Genomic DNA, 15,652 nt, shown 5'->3' with positions numbered 1-15,652 from the left:
GCAGGCGTCTGCTTGCCCCATGTCAGACCCTGCTTCTTCCGCGCCAGTGCAACTCGCCGATGCCCGCCCGGTGGACACCTCCGAGCGGGTGACGCTGCTGGATGCGCTGCGCGGGTTCGCCCTGTGCGGCGTCTTCGTTTCCAACAGCGTCTCCTGGTTCAGTGGTCGGGTGATGATGCCCCGAGAGCAGGCGCAGGCCCTGGCGGCGCCGCTCCTCGAGACGGTGACCACGGGCCTCTACCAGTTCTTCGTGAACCAGAAGTTCGTGACGCTGTTCTCGTTCCTCTTCGGCCTGGGCTTCAGCATCCAGCTCGCCCGAGCCGAGGCACGAGGCTCCTCGATTGTCCGGCTCTATGCGCGCCGCTTGCTGGTGCTGCTCGCGATAGGGCTGACGCACCAGTACGCCATCTGGTGCGGAGACATCCTCCACACCTACGCGATGGTGGGCTTCGCGCTGCTGTTGTTCCGGAACCGCTCCAACACGACGGTGCTCATCTGGGCCGTGGCGTTGATGGCGGTGGTGCCTCTGTTGATTCCGGCCCTGGAGCGCTTCGTCCCCATCTGGCTGCACGGCGCGGAGGCGGCGGGCGAGGCGGCGAAGGCTGCGCGGGCCTTGGAGACCGCGTCGCGCACGAGGCTGTTGGAGGCGCTCTCCAGCGACTCGTTCTGGACGGCGCTCGTGGGCACCGCCCGCTTCAACAACGAGTCCTACCTTCGCATCAACCGGCTCGTCTGGATGAGCCTCATCCTGGGACGGTTCCTCTTCGGACTGCTCGCGGGGCGCCTCCTGTTGCTCCAGGACCTGGACGGCAATCGCCGCCTGCACCACCGGCTGTTGTTCTGGGGATTGTTCCTGGGCGTGATTGGCAATGGGCTGGGCCTGGTCCTCTGGCGGCTGCGCGCGATGGGGATGGGGGACTTCGTGAGCCGCGACTGGATGATGGTGCTGACGGTGGTCCAGGAGCTGGGCTGCTTGACGCTGGCCGCGGCCTACGTCGCCCTGTTCGCGCTGCTGTCCCGCCGTGGCTGGGTTCAGCGCGTCTTCAACGTGCTGATGCCCGTGGGCCGGATGGCGCTCTCGAACTACCTGCTGCAGTCGGTGGTGAGCGTCTGGGTCTACAACGGCTGGGGTCTGGGGCTCATCGGAAAGCTGCCACCTTCACGGAGCATCCTGCTGGCACTGGGCATCTTCGCGGTGCAGATTGTCCTCAGCCATCTCTGGCTGGCCCGCTTCCGCTTCGGTCCCGCCGAGTGGCTGTGGCGCTCGCTCACCTATGGCCGGGCCCAGCCCATGCGACTGCCCGCGGGGCACGGCGAGGTGGGGGCGGCGCCTTCTTGAGCGGACCGGGTGGGACTCGGGCATTCGGGGCGGGTGGAGGGATGCTGCTATCGTGTCGGGGCCACCCGTCCTCCCGTCGCCACAGCCAGGCCCGCTCCATGAGAGACGCTCACCCGCGACGCTGCCGGAGCCCGTGACACATCTCATCGTCCCGGCGGCAGGGGGGGCTTCTGGCGGGGCGGTTACGGAGAGGTGCGGTGGAGGGCGGGGTGACGCGAGGAGCTTTCCTGGCGCGTCCGGGAGTTCCCGGCGTGCCCTGACGTGGAGGTCGTGCCATGACGCTGCGAACGCGAGACGTGGTGCTGCTGCTGTCTGTCGTGGGGCTCGTTGCGTGTGGAGGCTCCGTGGAGGGGCCTTCCTCGCCTCCGCCTGAGTCACCGGGAGTCATTGAGGCCGCCGTCGTGCCACCCTGCACGGGGACCAATGCGTGGGCCACGATGGGGCATGACGCACGTCGCTCCTTCAGCTCGGATGGTTGTGCGTGGCACCCCTTGCGCAAGCTCTGGGAGTTCGCGCCCACCGCGGGGACGGGGCGCTCCGTGCAAGGCGTGGAGCGGGCGGTGGCGGACACCGACGGCGTCTACCTGGCATGGAACTCCAACCCCAACTACGTCGGCTCTGGTGGAAGCCCCGCCCTGGAGAAAATCGCCCCGGCCACGGGCGCCAGCGTGTGGAGCGTCGACCGGCAGCTCAATGACAACCGGGGACATTGGCCCTCCTTCTTCGCGTATGAAAAGCTTGTCGGCGGCGGTGTCTATGAGGCACGCGACGGCGTCGTCCGCAACGACGACGGTATCCGGACCTGGAGCAAGCAGTTCGGCGCGAACTACTATTCCGGTGGCACCACGCCGTACGCGGAACAGGAGCAGGCGAACAACGACAGCTGGGGCCAGTCGCTGTCGGACGGCACGCGCCTGTGGGTCTACAACCAGCTCCACTACCACGGCCCCAAGCTGGGCCTGCGCTCGCTGGACAAGCGTGGCAACCTGCTGCTCGAGCTGAACACCTACGGTTACTACGGCGGCACGCGCGTCTTTCCGCAGCACCAGTGGGACACGGCGGAAGACCGCCTGGGCTCCATCGCCACCGACAACGGCTTCATCTACCTGGCCGCCATCTACAACTTCCAGTGCTCCACGAACTGCGACGCGAACGAGCCCCGTCCCTTCGCCTCGGGCCTGTTCGGCTGGGACCTGGCCACGGGGACGCCTCGCTGGCCTCGAGTCGCGCTGGAGCCCGCCAGCAACATCAGCGTGTCGGGCAATCGCATCTACCTCCTGGAGCGCGACCTGGGCACTGGCACGGTGACGTTCAACATCCGCAACGCGGGCTACAACGGCGCGAGTCTCTTCCGGTCCCCGCCGTTTCCCAGCTCGCAAGTCACCGGTTATCAGGCGCCCGTGCTGGTGGCGGGCCGGGCCATCGTCGCCGCGCAGGAGAGCTCCGGTCCCAACGCTGGCACCGTGCTCTATTCCTTCGATGCCCTCTCCGGTGGCACGCCGCTGACGGCGACCCTCCCGGGCGTCTACGACGTCATCGTTCCCTACTACGGGCGTGACCTCCTGGATTTTTCCACGACGCCCTTCGCGGGCAAGCGCAGCACCTCCATCGCCGCGGCCTCGGGGACGAAGGATGCGTCCGGTGTGAGCATCCCCACGCTCGTCATCACCTCGCGTATGGGTTTGCACGTCGTCGCCGTCTCGACGCTCTCCTCGCTGTGGAGCGCCACCAAGCTGGCCCTGGTGGGGACGTCGGATGGTGGCTCGCTCAGGGACCCTGTCATCGTGAAGGACCGGGTCTATGTGGTGGACCGGAACAAGGTATACGCCCTGGGGCTGTAGCCGAGGCGATGTCGCCCGGACGGATGAGAGGAAGCACGATGCGACGGTGGGTGTTGCTGGTGTTCTGTGTCTCCACGCGCGTGTGGGCGCAGGACTATCGGGCTTGCAAGGAGCTGTTCGTGTCCCCGCTGGCGGCGAAGGTCGGGACGACGAACTCCAGTGGCGCGTCCTGGGACGAGGGCTCCGCGCCGGACCCGGAGCTGTCGGCGATGGCCGTCGACGTCGAGGGGGCTTCGCCCACCGTCATCGGTCCGAAGCAGGAGGACGCCGGCACCCTGCTGTGGAACAGCCTCTTCCTGGAAGAGACGCGTTCGGGAGCGTGGCTGCCCGTGGGAGTGGGCGGCTCGCTGAGCCTGCTGCTCACCGACTCGGACGAGGGCATGTCGGACTTCATCGGGGCCTTCACCGTCACGGTGCCGGAGTCGCTCGCGAGCGCGGGCATGGCGTTCCTCATGGTGCCCTCCAGTGGCGCGCAGCAGGTGCCGCTCGCGCTGCGCATCTCCGCCTCCGACGGCAAGCGGCCGTGCGCGGGGCTGGAGAAGGCGGGGCCGGCCCGCTACGAGCTGCCCACGCCTTCGTTCACCGCGCGGGTGGACTCGGCCCTGTTGGAGAAGCTTCGCGGGGCCCAGCGCTGCAAGGCCGGGAGCACCCAGGCCGAGTGCAAGGCGGAGAGCTACGAGGTGCTCTACACTCAGGAGCTGCTCAAGGACACCTGGGTGACGCTGGTATCCGGAGGGCCGTTCGACGGCAACCCGGGCAAGGTCTTCGCCGTGGCGCTGGGCATCGAGCCCGCGCGTCGACAGGTGGCGCACGTGGGTCGCTGCGACGCGGTGAAGAAGGCGCCCTCGCTGGGGGACGCGCTGGTCTGCCAGCTGGGCACCAAGGGAACGGTCATCTCCGTGGAGAAGGGCAAGGCCCGGACGCGGCCCGCCACCGCTCGGGAGCTGGAGGCGTTGAAGGACGACGCCCCAGCGCCCGCGCCTGCTCCCGCGCCGTGATGTCGTCGAGGTGAGTGCCGGACACGACGGCCGGAGCGAGTGGCTCCGGTCGTCAACGCTCCGTCAGGGTTCAGACAGGCTTCAGGCTTGTGGCCGCATCGTGGCGAGCACCGCGCCGATGCCGATGAGCGCGATGCCTGACAGTCGCTCGCGCCAGACCAGGGCACGTGGTGAGCTGGAACCCCGTCCGCCCGCGACACCCAGCCAGGCGTAGACGGCGAGCACGGGCACCTCCACCACGATGCAGGAGATTCCGTACACGGCGAACTGCAAGCCCGCCCGTGGGCCCGGGTGGATGAACTGCGGAAGCAGCGAGCCGAAGAACAGGATGGACTTGGGGTTGGCGAGTTGTTTTGCGAACCCCTGCACGAAGGCCCCGCGCCACAGGGGTGGCTTCGGACGCTGCTCCAGCGTGAGAGCGTACTTCGCGGCGAGCAGCGTCCTCACGCCGAGGTAGACGAGGTATGCCGCGCCCGCATAGCGGATGCCGTAGAAGGCGAAGGGGGAGGCGGCCAGCGCCGCGCCCAGGCCGGCGACGGAGATGAGGAAGTACACGGCATTGCCCGCCTGGATGCCCAGCGCGGCGCTCATTCCCGTGCGAAAGCCTCGCGACATCGCTTGGGAGACCACCAGCAACACGGCGGGGCCCGGGGTGATGGCGAAGAGGGTCATGGTCAGCGTGAAGGTGGCCCAGAGGGTGAGGTCCATGGAGTGGCCGCGTGACCGGAAGACGCTCCGGCCCGGACGAGGCCACCCTACGGACGGGACGGTGTCACGGCAAATGACGCGTGCGCGACGCCCGAAGGGCGGGCTCCACGGTGACACAGGGCCGGGGCAGGGGAGGCATGCCACCGTCCTTGAAACGGCGTCGGAATGACGACGTTTCACGGAGTGTCACCCATGGATGAACTGAATCGCCGCGGCGAAATCCCGGCGTTGCATCAGGACGCACTCATGGTCTGCTCCGGCTTCGGATGAGGCCTGGGCTCATCATGAGGAGCGTCACACGTGAAGAAGACGTACGTTGGGAGCTGTCACTGTGGGGCGGTCCGTTATGAAGCGGACGTCGACCTGAGCCAGGGCACCTACAAGTGCAACTGTTCCATCTGCACCAAGGCGCGGCTGTGGCACGCCATCATCGGGCCGGAGGACTTCCGTCTCCTGGCCGGTGAGTCCTCGCTCTCCGAGTACCAGTTCCACACCAAGCAGCTCCATCACCTGTTCTGCAAGCACTGCGGCGTTCATTCCTTCGGCTGGGGTGACGACGCGGACCTGGGGAAGTTCTACACCATCAAGGTCAACTGCCTCGACGACGTGGACCTCGACGAGCTGCTGCGCTCCCCCATCACCTACGTCAACAAACGGGACAACGACTTCAAGAAGCCGCCGGCCGAGGTCCGTCACCTCTGAACCTGCTGGCTCGAACGGAACGCTGCGCATGAAGCTCTATGACGAACTGGCGGAGTGGTGGCCCCTGGTCTCTCCTCCGAGCGACTACGAAGAGGAGGCGTCCGAGTACCGCCGCTTGCTTCATGCCGGCGCGACGGGCCCCTTGGTGACGGTGCTGGAGCTGGGCAGTGGTGGTGGCAACAACGCCAGCTTCCTCAAGCGCGACTTCCGGCTCACGCTGGTGGAGCCCTCGGAGGGCATGCGCAAGCACAGCCGCGAGCTCAATCCCGAGTGCGAACATCTGCCCGGTGACATGCGGACCGTGCGCCTGGGCCGCGAGTTCGACGCCGTGTTCATCCACGACGCCGTCGAATACATGACGACGGAGACGGACCTGCGCTCGGCGCTGGAGACGGCGGCGATGCACCTGCGCCCAGGTGGAGTCGTCCTGGTGGCGCCGGATGCGACGCAGGAGAGCTTCGTGCCGGGCTCGAGCACGGAAGGGGGCGACGAGCCCGAGGCTCCGGGCCGGGGCTCGCGCTCCCTGCGCTACCTCATGTGGACGCTGCCGCCGAAGCCGGGGAGCAACACTTCGGAGACCCACTTCGCGATGTTGCTGAAGGAGCGTGACGGCAGCGTCCGCTCCGTCCACGACGTGCACCTGAATGGCCTCTTTTCGAGGGCGACGTGGCTGCGCCTCTTCGACGAGGTGGGGCTCGACGCCTGCCTGGAGACGCGCACCCTGGAGGGCGCGCCGTACGACACCTTCGTCGCCGTGAAGCGTCGCGAGTCGCGCGAGGCCTCGTCCTCGCCCGGAGTTGGCTCACGGCGCGGGACGTGAGGACGGGGGCATGAAGACCTCTTCGTCGTAGCGAAGCCGGAAGGTACGCCGAGAGAACTTCCAGTGTCCGTCCTGCTTCACGAACTGGTCGGAGTAGGTGCCGACAATCCTCCGGTCCAGCCCGGTTTGTTTGAAGCGAAGGACTTCGTCCAGGGTGGACCTCGCGGTGGCTCGCTCCGGGCTCTCGACGTGGACGACGATGGGGGTCACGCTCTGGACCCGCAGGTTGATTCTCTCGGCATTGCCGGCCATGCCCTTTCGGATGGCGTCGCGTCCCTCGAAGGTCCAACCCAGCGGTGGGGGAGCGAGGACCTCCCACACCGCGTCCTTCGCGAACATCTCCTCCGTCGCGGCCCAGTCCTGGTGATTCGCCGCGTCCGCGAAGCGCTCGATGAGCGAGCGCAGGGCGAGGTGGTCGATGGGGTACGCCTCGACATTCGAGACGCCCGCGGTGGCGATGCGCGAGGACATGGCCGAGCCCTCTTGGGTGCTCGCGCAGCCGAGCAGGGTGAGCAACGACGCCGCGAGCGGCGCGAGTTTGTGCGTGTGCATGGAGAGTGTCCTCGGGTCGGTGCGAAAGCCCCGGGGTGGAGCGCGAGGGTGACCCGGACCTCGCGACATCGGGGCAGGCACGGCGGAATATGTGAGGGAGCATCGATTCGGTCGAACGCGTTGTTCCCGTCGGATTGTTAAGGCAGGCTGAATCGATGCCGAGCCCGCTCGTCGAGACCCGACATCTGCTCCTGCTCTCCGCGCTCGAAGAGGTGGGCAGCCTCAACGCGGCCGCACGCAAGCTGCACCTGTCCCCATCGGCGCTCAGCCAGCAGCTCCGGGAGCTGGAGGACCGGCTCGGAGGCGCGCTGTTTCATCGGCAGTGGAGGCGCCTGGTCCTGACGGCGGCCGGCCAGAGGCTCACAGAGGCCGCGCGCTCCGTGCTGGGGGAACTCGCGCGCGCCGAGGCCGAGACGCGCGAACTCCTGCGCGGCGCGAGTGGCACGCTGCGCGTTGCGACGGTGTGTCTCCAGTCCTATCGCTGGCTTCCGGAACTCTTGAAGTCCTTCTCGCGGGATTGGCCCGGGACGGAAGTCACGGTGGTGACGGAGGCGGGGGTGGCGCCCGCCGAGTGGTTGCTCGCGCGCAAGCTCGATGTGGCGCTCGTGGCGGGGGAGGTCCGAAAGGTCCCACGCATCCGCATGGAGCCGCTGTTCCGGGACGAACTCGTCGCGCTGGTGGGACGGGAGCACCCCTGGGCCTCCTCGCGTCAGCGGCAGATCGACGTGCGGACCTTCGCGGACCAGCACCTGTGGCTCGATGAGGGCGCGCTCCGAGCCGATGCACCCCTGGGCAGAGCGCTTGCGAAGGCGGGGGGCCTCTCGCCTCGCAAGGTGACGCTCATCCCGATGACGGGGGGCCTCCCTGTCGAGATGGTGCGTGCGAACCTGGGGGTCACCGTGCTGCCTCGATGGGCCGTGGCACCCCAACTGGACGACGGCGGCTTGAGGGCCTTCCGTATCGGCCCGCGTGGGCTCTGGCTGGACTGGGCCGTGGCCACCCGGGACGGAGAAACGGAGCCCGCGCTCACCGCTTTCGTGGCGGCCCTGCGCGCGCACCACCCGGGGCCTCGGGGCCGGCAGATCCACCGGCGGTGATACATGGCTGAGACAAGTCACTGAAATCACGAGAAAGTGAAACCTTCTCGCAACACGGAACTCCCTCGTGGCGATAATCCCGAAGCGCGCCGTTCACGCTCTCCATCGGGATCCCCCACCATGGCCTCCAAGATCAGCGACCCGCCTCGTCCACTCCCTACCGCGACGACGCGAACCCCGGCCGCGAAGGCTCCCCAGCCCTCGGAGACGAACAAGGTCAAGACGCCCGACCTGAAGTGGAACAAGGACTGCTTCGAGCCGGGCAACGCCCAGCCGCTGCCGCTCCCCAAGCCCCCGGTGTCGCTGCCCCTGCCGCTGCCCAAGCCTCCGTCGCAGCTGCCGACGGACCCGAAGCCGCTGCCGCTGCCCCAGTTGCCGACGGACCCGAAGCCGCTGCCGACGGACCCGAAGCCACTGCCGCTGCCTCAGTTGCCGACGGATCCGAAGCCGCTGCCGACGGACCCGAAGCCGCTGCCGCTGCCCCAGTTGCCGACGGATCCGAAGCCGCTGCCCACGGACCCGAAGCCGCTGCCGCTGCCCCAGTTGCCGACGGACCCGAAGCCTCTGCCGACGGACCCGCAGCTGCCGACGGACCCGAAGCCGCTGCCGACGGATCCGAAGCCTCTGCCGCTTCCCGAGCCCGGCCCCGTGGAGCCCACGCCCGAGCCGAAGCCCGAGCCCTCCATCACCGACTCGGACCCGATGACGCACATCGCGTACCTCGCCTCGGACGAACTCCAGGGCCGGGACAGCCCGTCGGCGGGACTCGACGCGGCCTCCGCGTACGTTCAGGCGCACGTCGAGAAGTACGGCCTCGTCGGCCCCAACTCGAACAACGCGGAGAACCCCTTCCAGCAGAAGTTCGACGTGTTCTCCTTCGTCGGCAAGCCGGAGACGTCGGCGACGGGTGACGCCCGGGAGCACGACCACGCGGCGCACAAGGAGTTCGGCCACCAGCTCTTCCAGGAGGGGTTCTACCTGGAGGACGGGATGCCCCGCGAGACGCTGGAGATGCTCAACAAGAAGTACGAGAGCACGATGAAGGCGGAGGGGCAGCCGCTGGCGCCGGCTCGCAGCGGAGACCTGCGCAGCGTCGAGGAGCTGCGCGCGCTGGCCACGGCGTCTGGCCAGGCGGTGAACACGATGGCGCTGCTGCCCGGCACCGGGCCGCACAAGGACGAGGTCATCGTGGTGATGGCCCACCTGGACCACGTGGGCACGGACCGTCGCGGCAACGTCCACAACGGCGCGGACGACAACGCGTCTGGCAGCGCGGTGCTGATGGCGGCGGTGCCGGAGCTGGCCGAGGCACAGAAGCGCGGCGAGCTGGACCGCTCCATCCTCTTCATCTGGACGGGCGCCGAGGAGAAGGGGCTGGTCGGCTCGCAGTACTTCGTCGACCACCCGATTCCGGGGCTGAGCACGGAGCAGATCTCCGGCGTCGTCAACGTGGACATGGTGGGTCGCTGGGATGACCAGCGCCTGTCCGTCGTGGACACCGACCGCAGGGGCCAGGCGAACTACTTCCGCGACGTGGTGGACCAGGCCAACGCGCAGCTCGCGGACCCGTTCGACCGCATCAACCGCGACATCAACGTGTACCGGGACCGTCAGGACGGCGCCGTCTTCGGCCGCAAGGGCGAGGACGTCCTCTTCCTCTTCGAGGGCCTGTCCAATCCCAAGGGCGGCGGCGACCTCATCCCCGAGTACCATGAGCCCGAGGACGACATCGACCTCATCCTCCGCGACAACGGCGGCGAGAAGCCGCGCCGGGTCAAGGACCTGATGGTCAACGTCATCGAGCTGGCCGCCAACCGCACCACCGCCAAGGAGTAGCGCCCGCTCGGGCGTGAAGGCGCCGGCCTCGAAGTCCTCGGGGCCCGGCGCACACTCCAGGGGGCTTGTCCCCAGGCCATCACCCGCCGAGACTCGAAACCATGTCCGCAGGTACTCCTCCGCCGCGTCCGTGGTTCGCCTTCTCCGTCGACCTGTCCCCCGCGACGGCGCGTGAGCGCCTTCCAGGTCTCCCCTCCGCGCCCGCGTTGCCTGATGGCGAGCCGGCCGAGGCGCTGGACGTGGACGTCGTCTACGACGTGCCCTCGCTGGCCTGGGGCGGCAAGGTGGCCCGGCTGGTGGACGCCCCGGGCAAGACGCTCCCCGGGCTGCTGCGGCGCGTATCGCCGGAGACGTGGGACGCCGTGAGCCGCCTGGAATCGGTGCTCGCCGAGGCCACCGCGTCGCGGCCCGTCAAGGTGCGCACCGCCACCGGCGCCGTGCTCTCCGCCCACGCCTTCACCGCTCCGGCCCGAAGCGGCCCTCCCGCCACGGGCCCCATCAGCGAGGCCTTCCTCGTCACCGTGGCCCTGGCCGCCGAGCGCACCGGCCTCCCCGCCGACTACGTGGAGCGCCTCCAGGCCGAGGCCCACATCGTGGGAACGCTCCAACAGGCGAAGGCGGACGCACGCTCCGTCCCAGGCCCGTCCGCGAAGAAGCCTTGATCGCAACTTTCTGGAAAAAGGCGGGGCGATGACGCAACCCGGTGTCGCCTCCGACCGACCATAGCTCTACCAGGGCCTCACTCCGTTCCTCCCCTGGGCGGCCCAAGGATGCCTTCCGCATGACGACGCTGCGACCCACTGCTCGTGCCAGCACCCCGTCCCCCGCCACGGTCGCCACGGCGGACGCCGCTCCCACCAACGTCGTGGCGCCGAAGGGGGGCAGCTGGAACCGCTCCACCGCTCGCGAGGTCCCCATCGCCGAACTCCAGGCGAAGTTCGGCTGGACCGAGCAGAGCTGGGAGACCGGGCTGCTGAAGGCGGCGGATGCGGCGGGTACCAAGACGCGCGGTGGCAACGGCCAGGTGTCCGCAGCGGAAATCCAGGCCTACCTCTCCGCGCCCACGGACGGTAAATACCTCACTTCCACGGCGCTCCAGCAGGGTCGCTCCGCGGTGGAGGCGAAGGTCGCCAAGGGCGGCGGCACGCCCGTGGACGTCGACGCTTTCGACACCAAGTGGCAGGACGGGCTCGCCAAGCGCGCCGACCTCCTGGGTGGCAACAGCGATGGCAAGGTCAGCCAGGATGAGCTGGCGGCCTACATCCAGAAGTCCAAGGCCAACCAGGTGGACGGCACGCGGTGGGTGCCGGACCAGCAGATGGCCGTCATCCAGAGCCGCGTCGCCGAGTCCGCCGGAGAGGTAGACCCGCTGCGTCCCACGGGCGGCGAGGGCAAGGGGATGGAGCTGGTGAAGCAGTACTCGCGACTGACGCTGGATGAGGGGAAGAACCTCCCCACCTTCGTGAGCTACATGCTGTCCGCCGCCGACATCAAGGAGACGCCCGCCGAGGTGAACCGCACGAAGAGCTCCTTCGTGAGGGACCCGCTGCTGGGCGCCAACGGCGTCTCGGACTCCGACTACGACCACACGGGCTTCGACCGTGGGCACATGAAGCCCGCCGACGACTCTCCCAACCAGGAGGCGATGAACGAGAGTCACCAGATGACCAACATCGCCCCCCAGTACGGCAACCACAATCAGCAGGTGTGGAAGACGCTGGAGCAGGCCGTGACGGGGCTGGTGAAGGAGACCGGTGGCAAGGCGCACATCATGACCGGCAACCTGTTCCTGGACGCGGACGGCAAGCCGCTGCCTCAGGAGTCGGTGCAGACGACGGGCGCCAAGGACCGCAAGATTGGCGTGCCCACGCACAACTTCAAGACGGTGCTGCTGGAGCTGCCCAACGGCAACGTGACGATGTTCGCGTACATGGTGCCCAACGTGAAGGACGGGCCCTCGAAGAAGGACGCCATCATCCCGCTGCTGGAGTCCTCGCGCGTGCCGGTGGACCAGCTCGAGAAGCTGCTGGGTCAGGACCTGTACGCGCAGCTTCCCAAGAGCGTGCAGGCGAAGCTGGAGAAGGACACGTCGGCCCCTGGCGCCTTCCAGCTCCAGGGCAGCAAGTACGAGTCCGCCACGCTGCTCACGAAGCGGTAGTCCCTCCCGAGCACCGGGCCCTCTCTCACGGGCCCGGTGGCGCGCTGTCTCCGCCCTCAGGGCGCGGGCAGTGAGATGTAGTGCCTGCCCAGCTCGTTCAGGACGCCGGGCGCGCCCAGGAGGCTCGCGAAGCACGGGTCATTGGTCCACCGTCCGGTGAACCACGCGTAGCGGAACACGTCCGCCCGGCGCTCGCAGACGGCCACCATCTCCGTCATCTGCGCCTTCGCCTTGGCGACCGAGTCAATCTGCGCGCCATCCTGTTGCTGGTGGCAGTTGGCGAACTCGGTGACCCAGAACGGCTTGCCGTACTTCGTGAGCCGGTTGAGCTGGCCGTCGAGTCCGTAGTCGTACCAGTGGAACGCCAGGTAATCGATGCGGGGCTCACGGTTGGCGTTCTCCGCGCGGTAGGCGGCGTAGAACGCATCCAGCCAGACCACCGGGTCCGAGTACCCCGACATCGTTCCCCAGTTCATCGCCGGGCCCACCAGCTTCACGCCCGTGTTGGCGGCGACGCTCTCGTACCGGGGCCACAGCCGCGCGGCGGCCTGCGGTGACATGTTCGCCTGATCCGTCAGGTTGGGCTCGTTGAGCAGCAGCAGGTATTCGATGTGGGGATTGTCCCGGAGCATCGTCTCGGTGCGCGCGGCGTCGAAGTCGCCGTTCCAGAGCATCGGGATGAAGTCCATGCCGTAGCGGGTGCGGAAGTCCGTGGGCACGTTGGTATGGGGACGGGGGCTCCAGTTGTACCACCAGCTCACGCCCGGAGAGACGGCCGCCAGGTCCTCGGGCGTCGCCAGGTCGAAGGCGATGCCGCGCTTGGCGCTCTTGATGAGCGGAGGCGTCTGGGTGCCCGCGTCGTCCGTGGAAGGACGGCCGGGTTTGATGGGGTCCGCCGGGTCGCAACCCAGGAGCAGGAACAACGCGATGTAGGATGGCGCGAGCCAGCGTCTCATGTGCCGTCACCTCCGCCCGCGAGGGCGCGTGGAGACGGTCATCCTAGTGCGAGGAATGGCGCGGTGCGGCTCTTCGATGACGCGGCGACCTGGGCGGGTGTGCCAGCCGCGACGATGTGGCCGCCTTCATCCCCGGCGCCGGGCCCCAGGTCGATGACCCAGTCGCTCGCGGCGACGACGCGCATGTCGTGCTCCACGAGGATGACGGTGTTGCCCGCCTCGACGAGTCCATCCAACTGCGCCATGAGCTTGTCCACGTCCGCGGGGTGCAGGCCGGTGGTGGGCTCATCCAGGACGTAGAGGGTGTGGCCTCGTTGGGTGCGTTGCAGCTCCGTGGCCAGCTTGATGCGCTGGGCCTCGCCGCCGGACAGCTCCGTCGCGGGCTGGCCCAGGCGCAGGTAGCCCAGGCCCACCTCGCGCAGGACGCCCAACGCGCGCTGCACGTGAGGCTCCTCGGTGAAGAACGCATGGGCGGTGTCCACCGTCATGCCCAGCACGTCGGCGATGTTCTTCCCCCGGTAGCGAATCTCCAGCGTCTTCGCGTTGTAGCGGGCGCCATGGCAGGTGGGGCAGGGCGCATAGACGCTGGGCAGGAACAGCAGCTCCACGCTCACGAAGCCCTCGCCCTCGCACGTCTCACAGCGGCCCTTGGCCACGTTGAACGAGAAGCGCCCGACGTCGTACTTGCGAGACCTCGCGGCCGGCGTCGCGGCGAAGAGCTTGCGGACGTGGTCGAACAGGCCCGTGTACGTCGCGAGGTTGGAGCGTGGCGTGCGGCCAATGGGCTTCTGGTCCACCCGCACCATCCGGTGGATGTCCTCCAGTCCCTCGGTGATCTTCCCGCCCGTGGTCAGGACGAGGGTGCGCTCCAGCGGCTCGCCGTCCTCCTCTTCCTCGGGAGGCTCGTGGCCCAGGTGCGCGGCCACCAACTCCACCAGCACCTGACTCACCAGGCTCGACTTGCCAGAGCCGGAGATGCCCGTCACGGTGGTGAAGACGCCCAGCGGAAAGTCGGCGTTCAGCCCCTGCAGGTTGTTGCGGGAGACGCCTCGCAGGCGCAGCCACCCCTTGGGAGTGCGCGGAGGGCGGGGACGCGAAGGCTCGGCTCCGAAGAGGTAGCGCCGCGTCTGGGACGCCTCCACGCCCTTGAGCCCGTCCAACGGACCGCTGTAGAGGACCTCTCCGCCTTGCTCTCCGGCGGCCGGGCCCACGTCGATGACCCAGTCCGCGTGGCGGATGACGTCCATCTCGTGCTCCACCACGAAGAGCGAGTTGCCGGAGCCCTTCAGCGCGTCGAGCGCCCTGAGCAGCGCCTGGGTGTCCGCGGGGTGCAGGCCCGCGGAGGGCTCGTCCAGCACGTACACCACGCCGAACAGGTTGGAGCGCACCTGGGTGGCCAGCCTGAGCCGCTGCAGCTCACCCGGGGAGAGCGTGGGCGTGCCGCGCTCCAGTGAGAGATAGCCAAGGCCCAGCTCCAGCAGGACGTGCAGTCGCTCCACCAGGTCCTTCGCGATGCGCTCCGTGACGAGCGCCTTCTCGGGGTGCTCTCGCGTGAGCTTCTTCAGGGGCGACGCCGTCCCCTCCGCGTAGGGCTGGAGCAGGGTGGCGACACGCTTGAGCGGCAGGCGCGACAGCTCTCCGTAATCCAGTCCCGCGAAGGTGACGGACAGGGACTCGGGGCGCAGCCGCTTGCCATGGCAGACGCGACACTCGCCGCTCTCCATGTAGCGCGACACCCGCTTCTTGATGAGCGGGCTCTGCGTCGTGGCGAAGGTCTGCAGCACGTAGCGCCGGGCGCCGGTGAAGGTCCCCATGTAGCTGGGCGCCGTCTTGCGCTTGAGCGCCTGACGCGTCTCCGCGGGAGTGAAGCCCGCGTACACCGGGACGGTGGGCTGCTCGTCCGTGAAGAGAATCCAGTCGCGGTCCTTCTTGGGCAGGTCCCTCCAGGGCGTGTCCACGTCGTAGCCAAGCGACACCAGGATGTCGCGCAGGTTCTGCCCGTGCCACGCGGGCGGCCACCCGGCGATGGCTCGCTCCCGGATGGTGAGCGAGTCGTCCGGCACCAGGGTCCGCTCCGTCACCTCGTAGACGCGGCCCAGGCCGTGGCAGTTCGGGCACGCTCCCGCCGGAGTGTTCGGGGAGAAGGCATCGGAGTCGAGATGCGGCTGGTGCGGCGGATAGGTGCCGGCGCGCGAGTACAACAGGCGCAGGGAGTTCGACAGCGTCGTCACGCTGCCCACCGATGAGCGTGTCGTGGGGGCGCCCCGGTGTTGCTGGAGCGCGACGGCGGGGGGAAGACCCTCGATCGAGTCCACCTCGGGGATGCCTGCCTGGTCGATGAGGCGCCGAGCGTACGGGGCCACGGACTCGAAGTAGCGCCGCTGGGCCTCCGCGTAGAGCGTCCCGAATGCCAGGGAGGACTTGCCGGAGCCGGAGACGCCCGTGAAGACGACCAGCGCGTCGCGGGGCAGGTCCACGTCCACGTGCTTCAGGTTGTGCTCGCGGGCACCCCGGACGCGGACGAAGCCCGTCCGGGTGTCACCGGACGGTCCTGCGAGGTGAAGACGGCGGGGTCGGCTCATGAGGGACGCTCCTCCGGGCGTCCTACCGAATCTGGTGCCGGGAGGCGCGGAGGAACAGGCTCC

13 protein-coding genes are annotated in these 15,652 nt (G+C 68.6%); 9 read left to right on the top strand and 4 right to left on the bottom strand.

Going from position 1 to position 15,652, the window contains the following annotated elements; all coding sequences use genetic code 11:
- Positions 1 to 19: 19 nt before the first annotated feature.
- The 3 genes from HUA76_RS16450 to HUA76_RS16440 all read left to right on the top strand — a co-directional run bounded on the left by HUA76_RS16450 (position 20) and on the right by HUA76_RS16440 (position 4,178).
- On the top strand, positions 20 to 1,339 hold the full coding sequence (locus HUA76_RS16450; protein ID WP_174461417.1) for a DUF418 domain-containing protein: 1,320 nt from the start codon (positions 20 to 22) through the stop codon (positions 1,337 to 1,339).
- A gap of 275 nt (positions 1,340 to 1,614) precedes the next feature.
- Positions 1,615 to 3,180: a hypothetical protein gene (locus tag HUA76_RS16445; protein ID WP_174461416.1), complete on the top strand. Its 1,566-nt coding sequence runs from the start codon at positions 1,615 to 1,617 to the stop codon at positions 3,178 to 3,180.
- Positions 3,181 to 3,218: 38 nt separating this feature from the next.
- Complete coding sequence (locus HUA76_RS16440; RefSeq protein WP_174461415.1) at positions 3,219 to 4,178, top strand: hypothetical protein; 960 nt, start codon at positions 3,219 to 3,221, stop codon at positions 4,176 to 4,178.
- An 81-nt stretch (positions 4,179 to 4,259) separates the two neighbouring features.
- Here HUA76_RS16440 and HUA76_RS16435 read toward each other — a convergent pair whose 3' ends face one another.
- Positions 4,260 to 4,886, bottom strand: a complete 627-nt coding sequence (locus tag HUA76_RS16435; protein WP_174461414.1) for a LysE family translocator — start codon at positions 4,884 to 4,886, stop codon at positions 4,260 to 4,262.
- Positions 4,887 to 5,186: 300 nt separating this feature from the next.
- Here HUA76_RS16435 and HUA76_RS16430 point away from each other — a divergent pair, with 300 nt between their 5' ends.
- Both HUA76_RS16430 and HUA76_RS16425 read left to right on the top strand, forming a co-directional pair.
- Complete coding sequence (locus HUA76_RS16430; protein WP_141641014.1) at positions 5,187 to 5,588, top strand: GFA family protein; 402 nt, start codon at positions 5,187 to 5,189, stop codon at positions 5,586 to 5,588.
- A gap of 28 nt (positions 5,589 to 5,616) precedes the next feature.
- On the top strand, positions 5,617 to 6,408 hold the full coding sequence (locus HUA76_RS16425; RefSeq protein WP_174461413.1) for a trans-aconitate 2-methyltransferase: 792 nt from the start codon (positions 5,617 to 5,619) through the stop codon (positions 6,406 to 6,408).
- Here HUA76_RS16425 and HUA76_RS16420 read toward each other — a convergent pair.
- Positions 6,391 to 6,960, bottom strand: a complete 570-nt coding sequence (locus tag HUA76_RS16420; protein WP_174461412.1) for a nuclear transport factor 2 family protein — start codon at positions 6,958 to 6,960, stop codon at positions 6,391 to 6,393. The genes HUA76_RS16425 and HUA76_RS16420 overlap by 18 nt on opposite strands.
- Before the next feature lie 155 nt (positions 6,961 to 7,115).
- Between HUA76_RS16420 and HUA76_RS16415 the strand changes: the two genes are divergently transcribed.
- The 4 genes from HUA76_RS16415 to HUA76_RS16400 all read left to right on the top strand — a co-directional run bounded on the left by HUA76_RS16415 (position 7,116) and on the right by HUA76_RS16400 (position 12,051).
- Positions 7,116 to 8,057, top strand: coding sequence for a LysR family transcriptional regulator (locus HUA76_RS16415; RefSeq protein ID WP_174461411.1), 942 nt, complete (start codon positions 7,116 to 7,118; stop codon positions 8,055 to 8,057).
- Positions 8,058 to 8,177: 120 nt separating this feature from the next.
- Positions 8,178 to 9,893 carry a M28 family metallopeptidase gene (locus tag HUA76_RS16410; protein ID WP_254614260.1) on the top strand — a complete coding sequence of 572 codons (1,716 nt, stop codon included), beginning with the start codon at positions 8,178 to 8,180 and terminating at the stop codon, positions 9,891 to 9,893.
- A 101-nt stretch (positions 9,894 to 9,994) separates the two neighbouring features.
- Complete coding sequence (locus HUA76_RS16405) at positions 9,995 to 10,555, top strand: gamma-glutamylcyclotransferase (RefSeq protein WP_141641019.1); 561 nt, start codon at positions 9,995 to 9,997, stop codon at positions 10,553 to 10,555.
- 119 nt (positions 10,556 to 10,674) lie between these two features.
- Complete coding sequence (locus HUA76_RS16400) at positions 10,675 to 12,051, top strand: DNA/RNA non-specific endonuclease (RefSeq protein ID WP_174461410.1); 1,377 nt, start codon at positions 10,675 to 10,677, stop codon at positions 12,049 to 12,051.
- Positions 12,052 to 12,107: 56 nt separating this feature from the next.
- Here the strand turns inward: HUA76_RS16400 and HUA76_RS16395 are convergent, their stop codons facing one another.
- Together HUA76_RS16395 and uvrA are read right to left on the bottom strand one after the other, a co-directional pair.
- Positions 12,108 to 13,007, bottom strand: coding sequence for a glycosyl hydrolase (locus HUA76_RS16395; RefSeq protein WP_174461409.1), 900 nt, complete (start codon positions 13,005 to 13,007; stop codon positions 12,108 to 12,110).
- A gap of 38 nt (positions 13,008 to 13,045) precedes the next feature.
- Positions 13,046 to 15,589 (bottom strand): excinuclease ABC subunit UvrA, encoded by a 2,544-nt coding sequence (gene uvrA, locus HUA76_RS16390; protein ID WP_174461408.1) that lies wholly within the window; start codon positions 15,587 to 15,589, stop codon positions 13,046 to 13,048.
- Between the last annotated feature and the right edge of the window lie 63 nt (positions 15,590 to 15,652).

The sequence above is a fragment of the Myxococcus sp. CA056 genome (genome assembly GCF_013336715.1).
Lineage (GTDB): Bacteria > Myxococcota > Myxococcia > Myxococcales > Myxococcaceae > Myxococcus > Myxococcus llanfairpwllgwyngyllgogerychwyrndrobwllllantysiliogogogochensis.
Note: the sequence above shows the minus strand (reverse complement) of the source record. Positions and strands in the feature narration are given on the sequence as shown.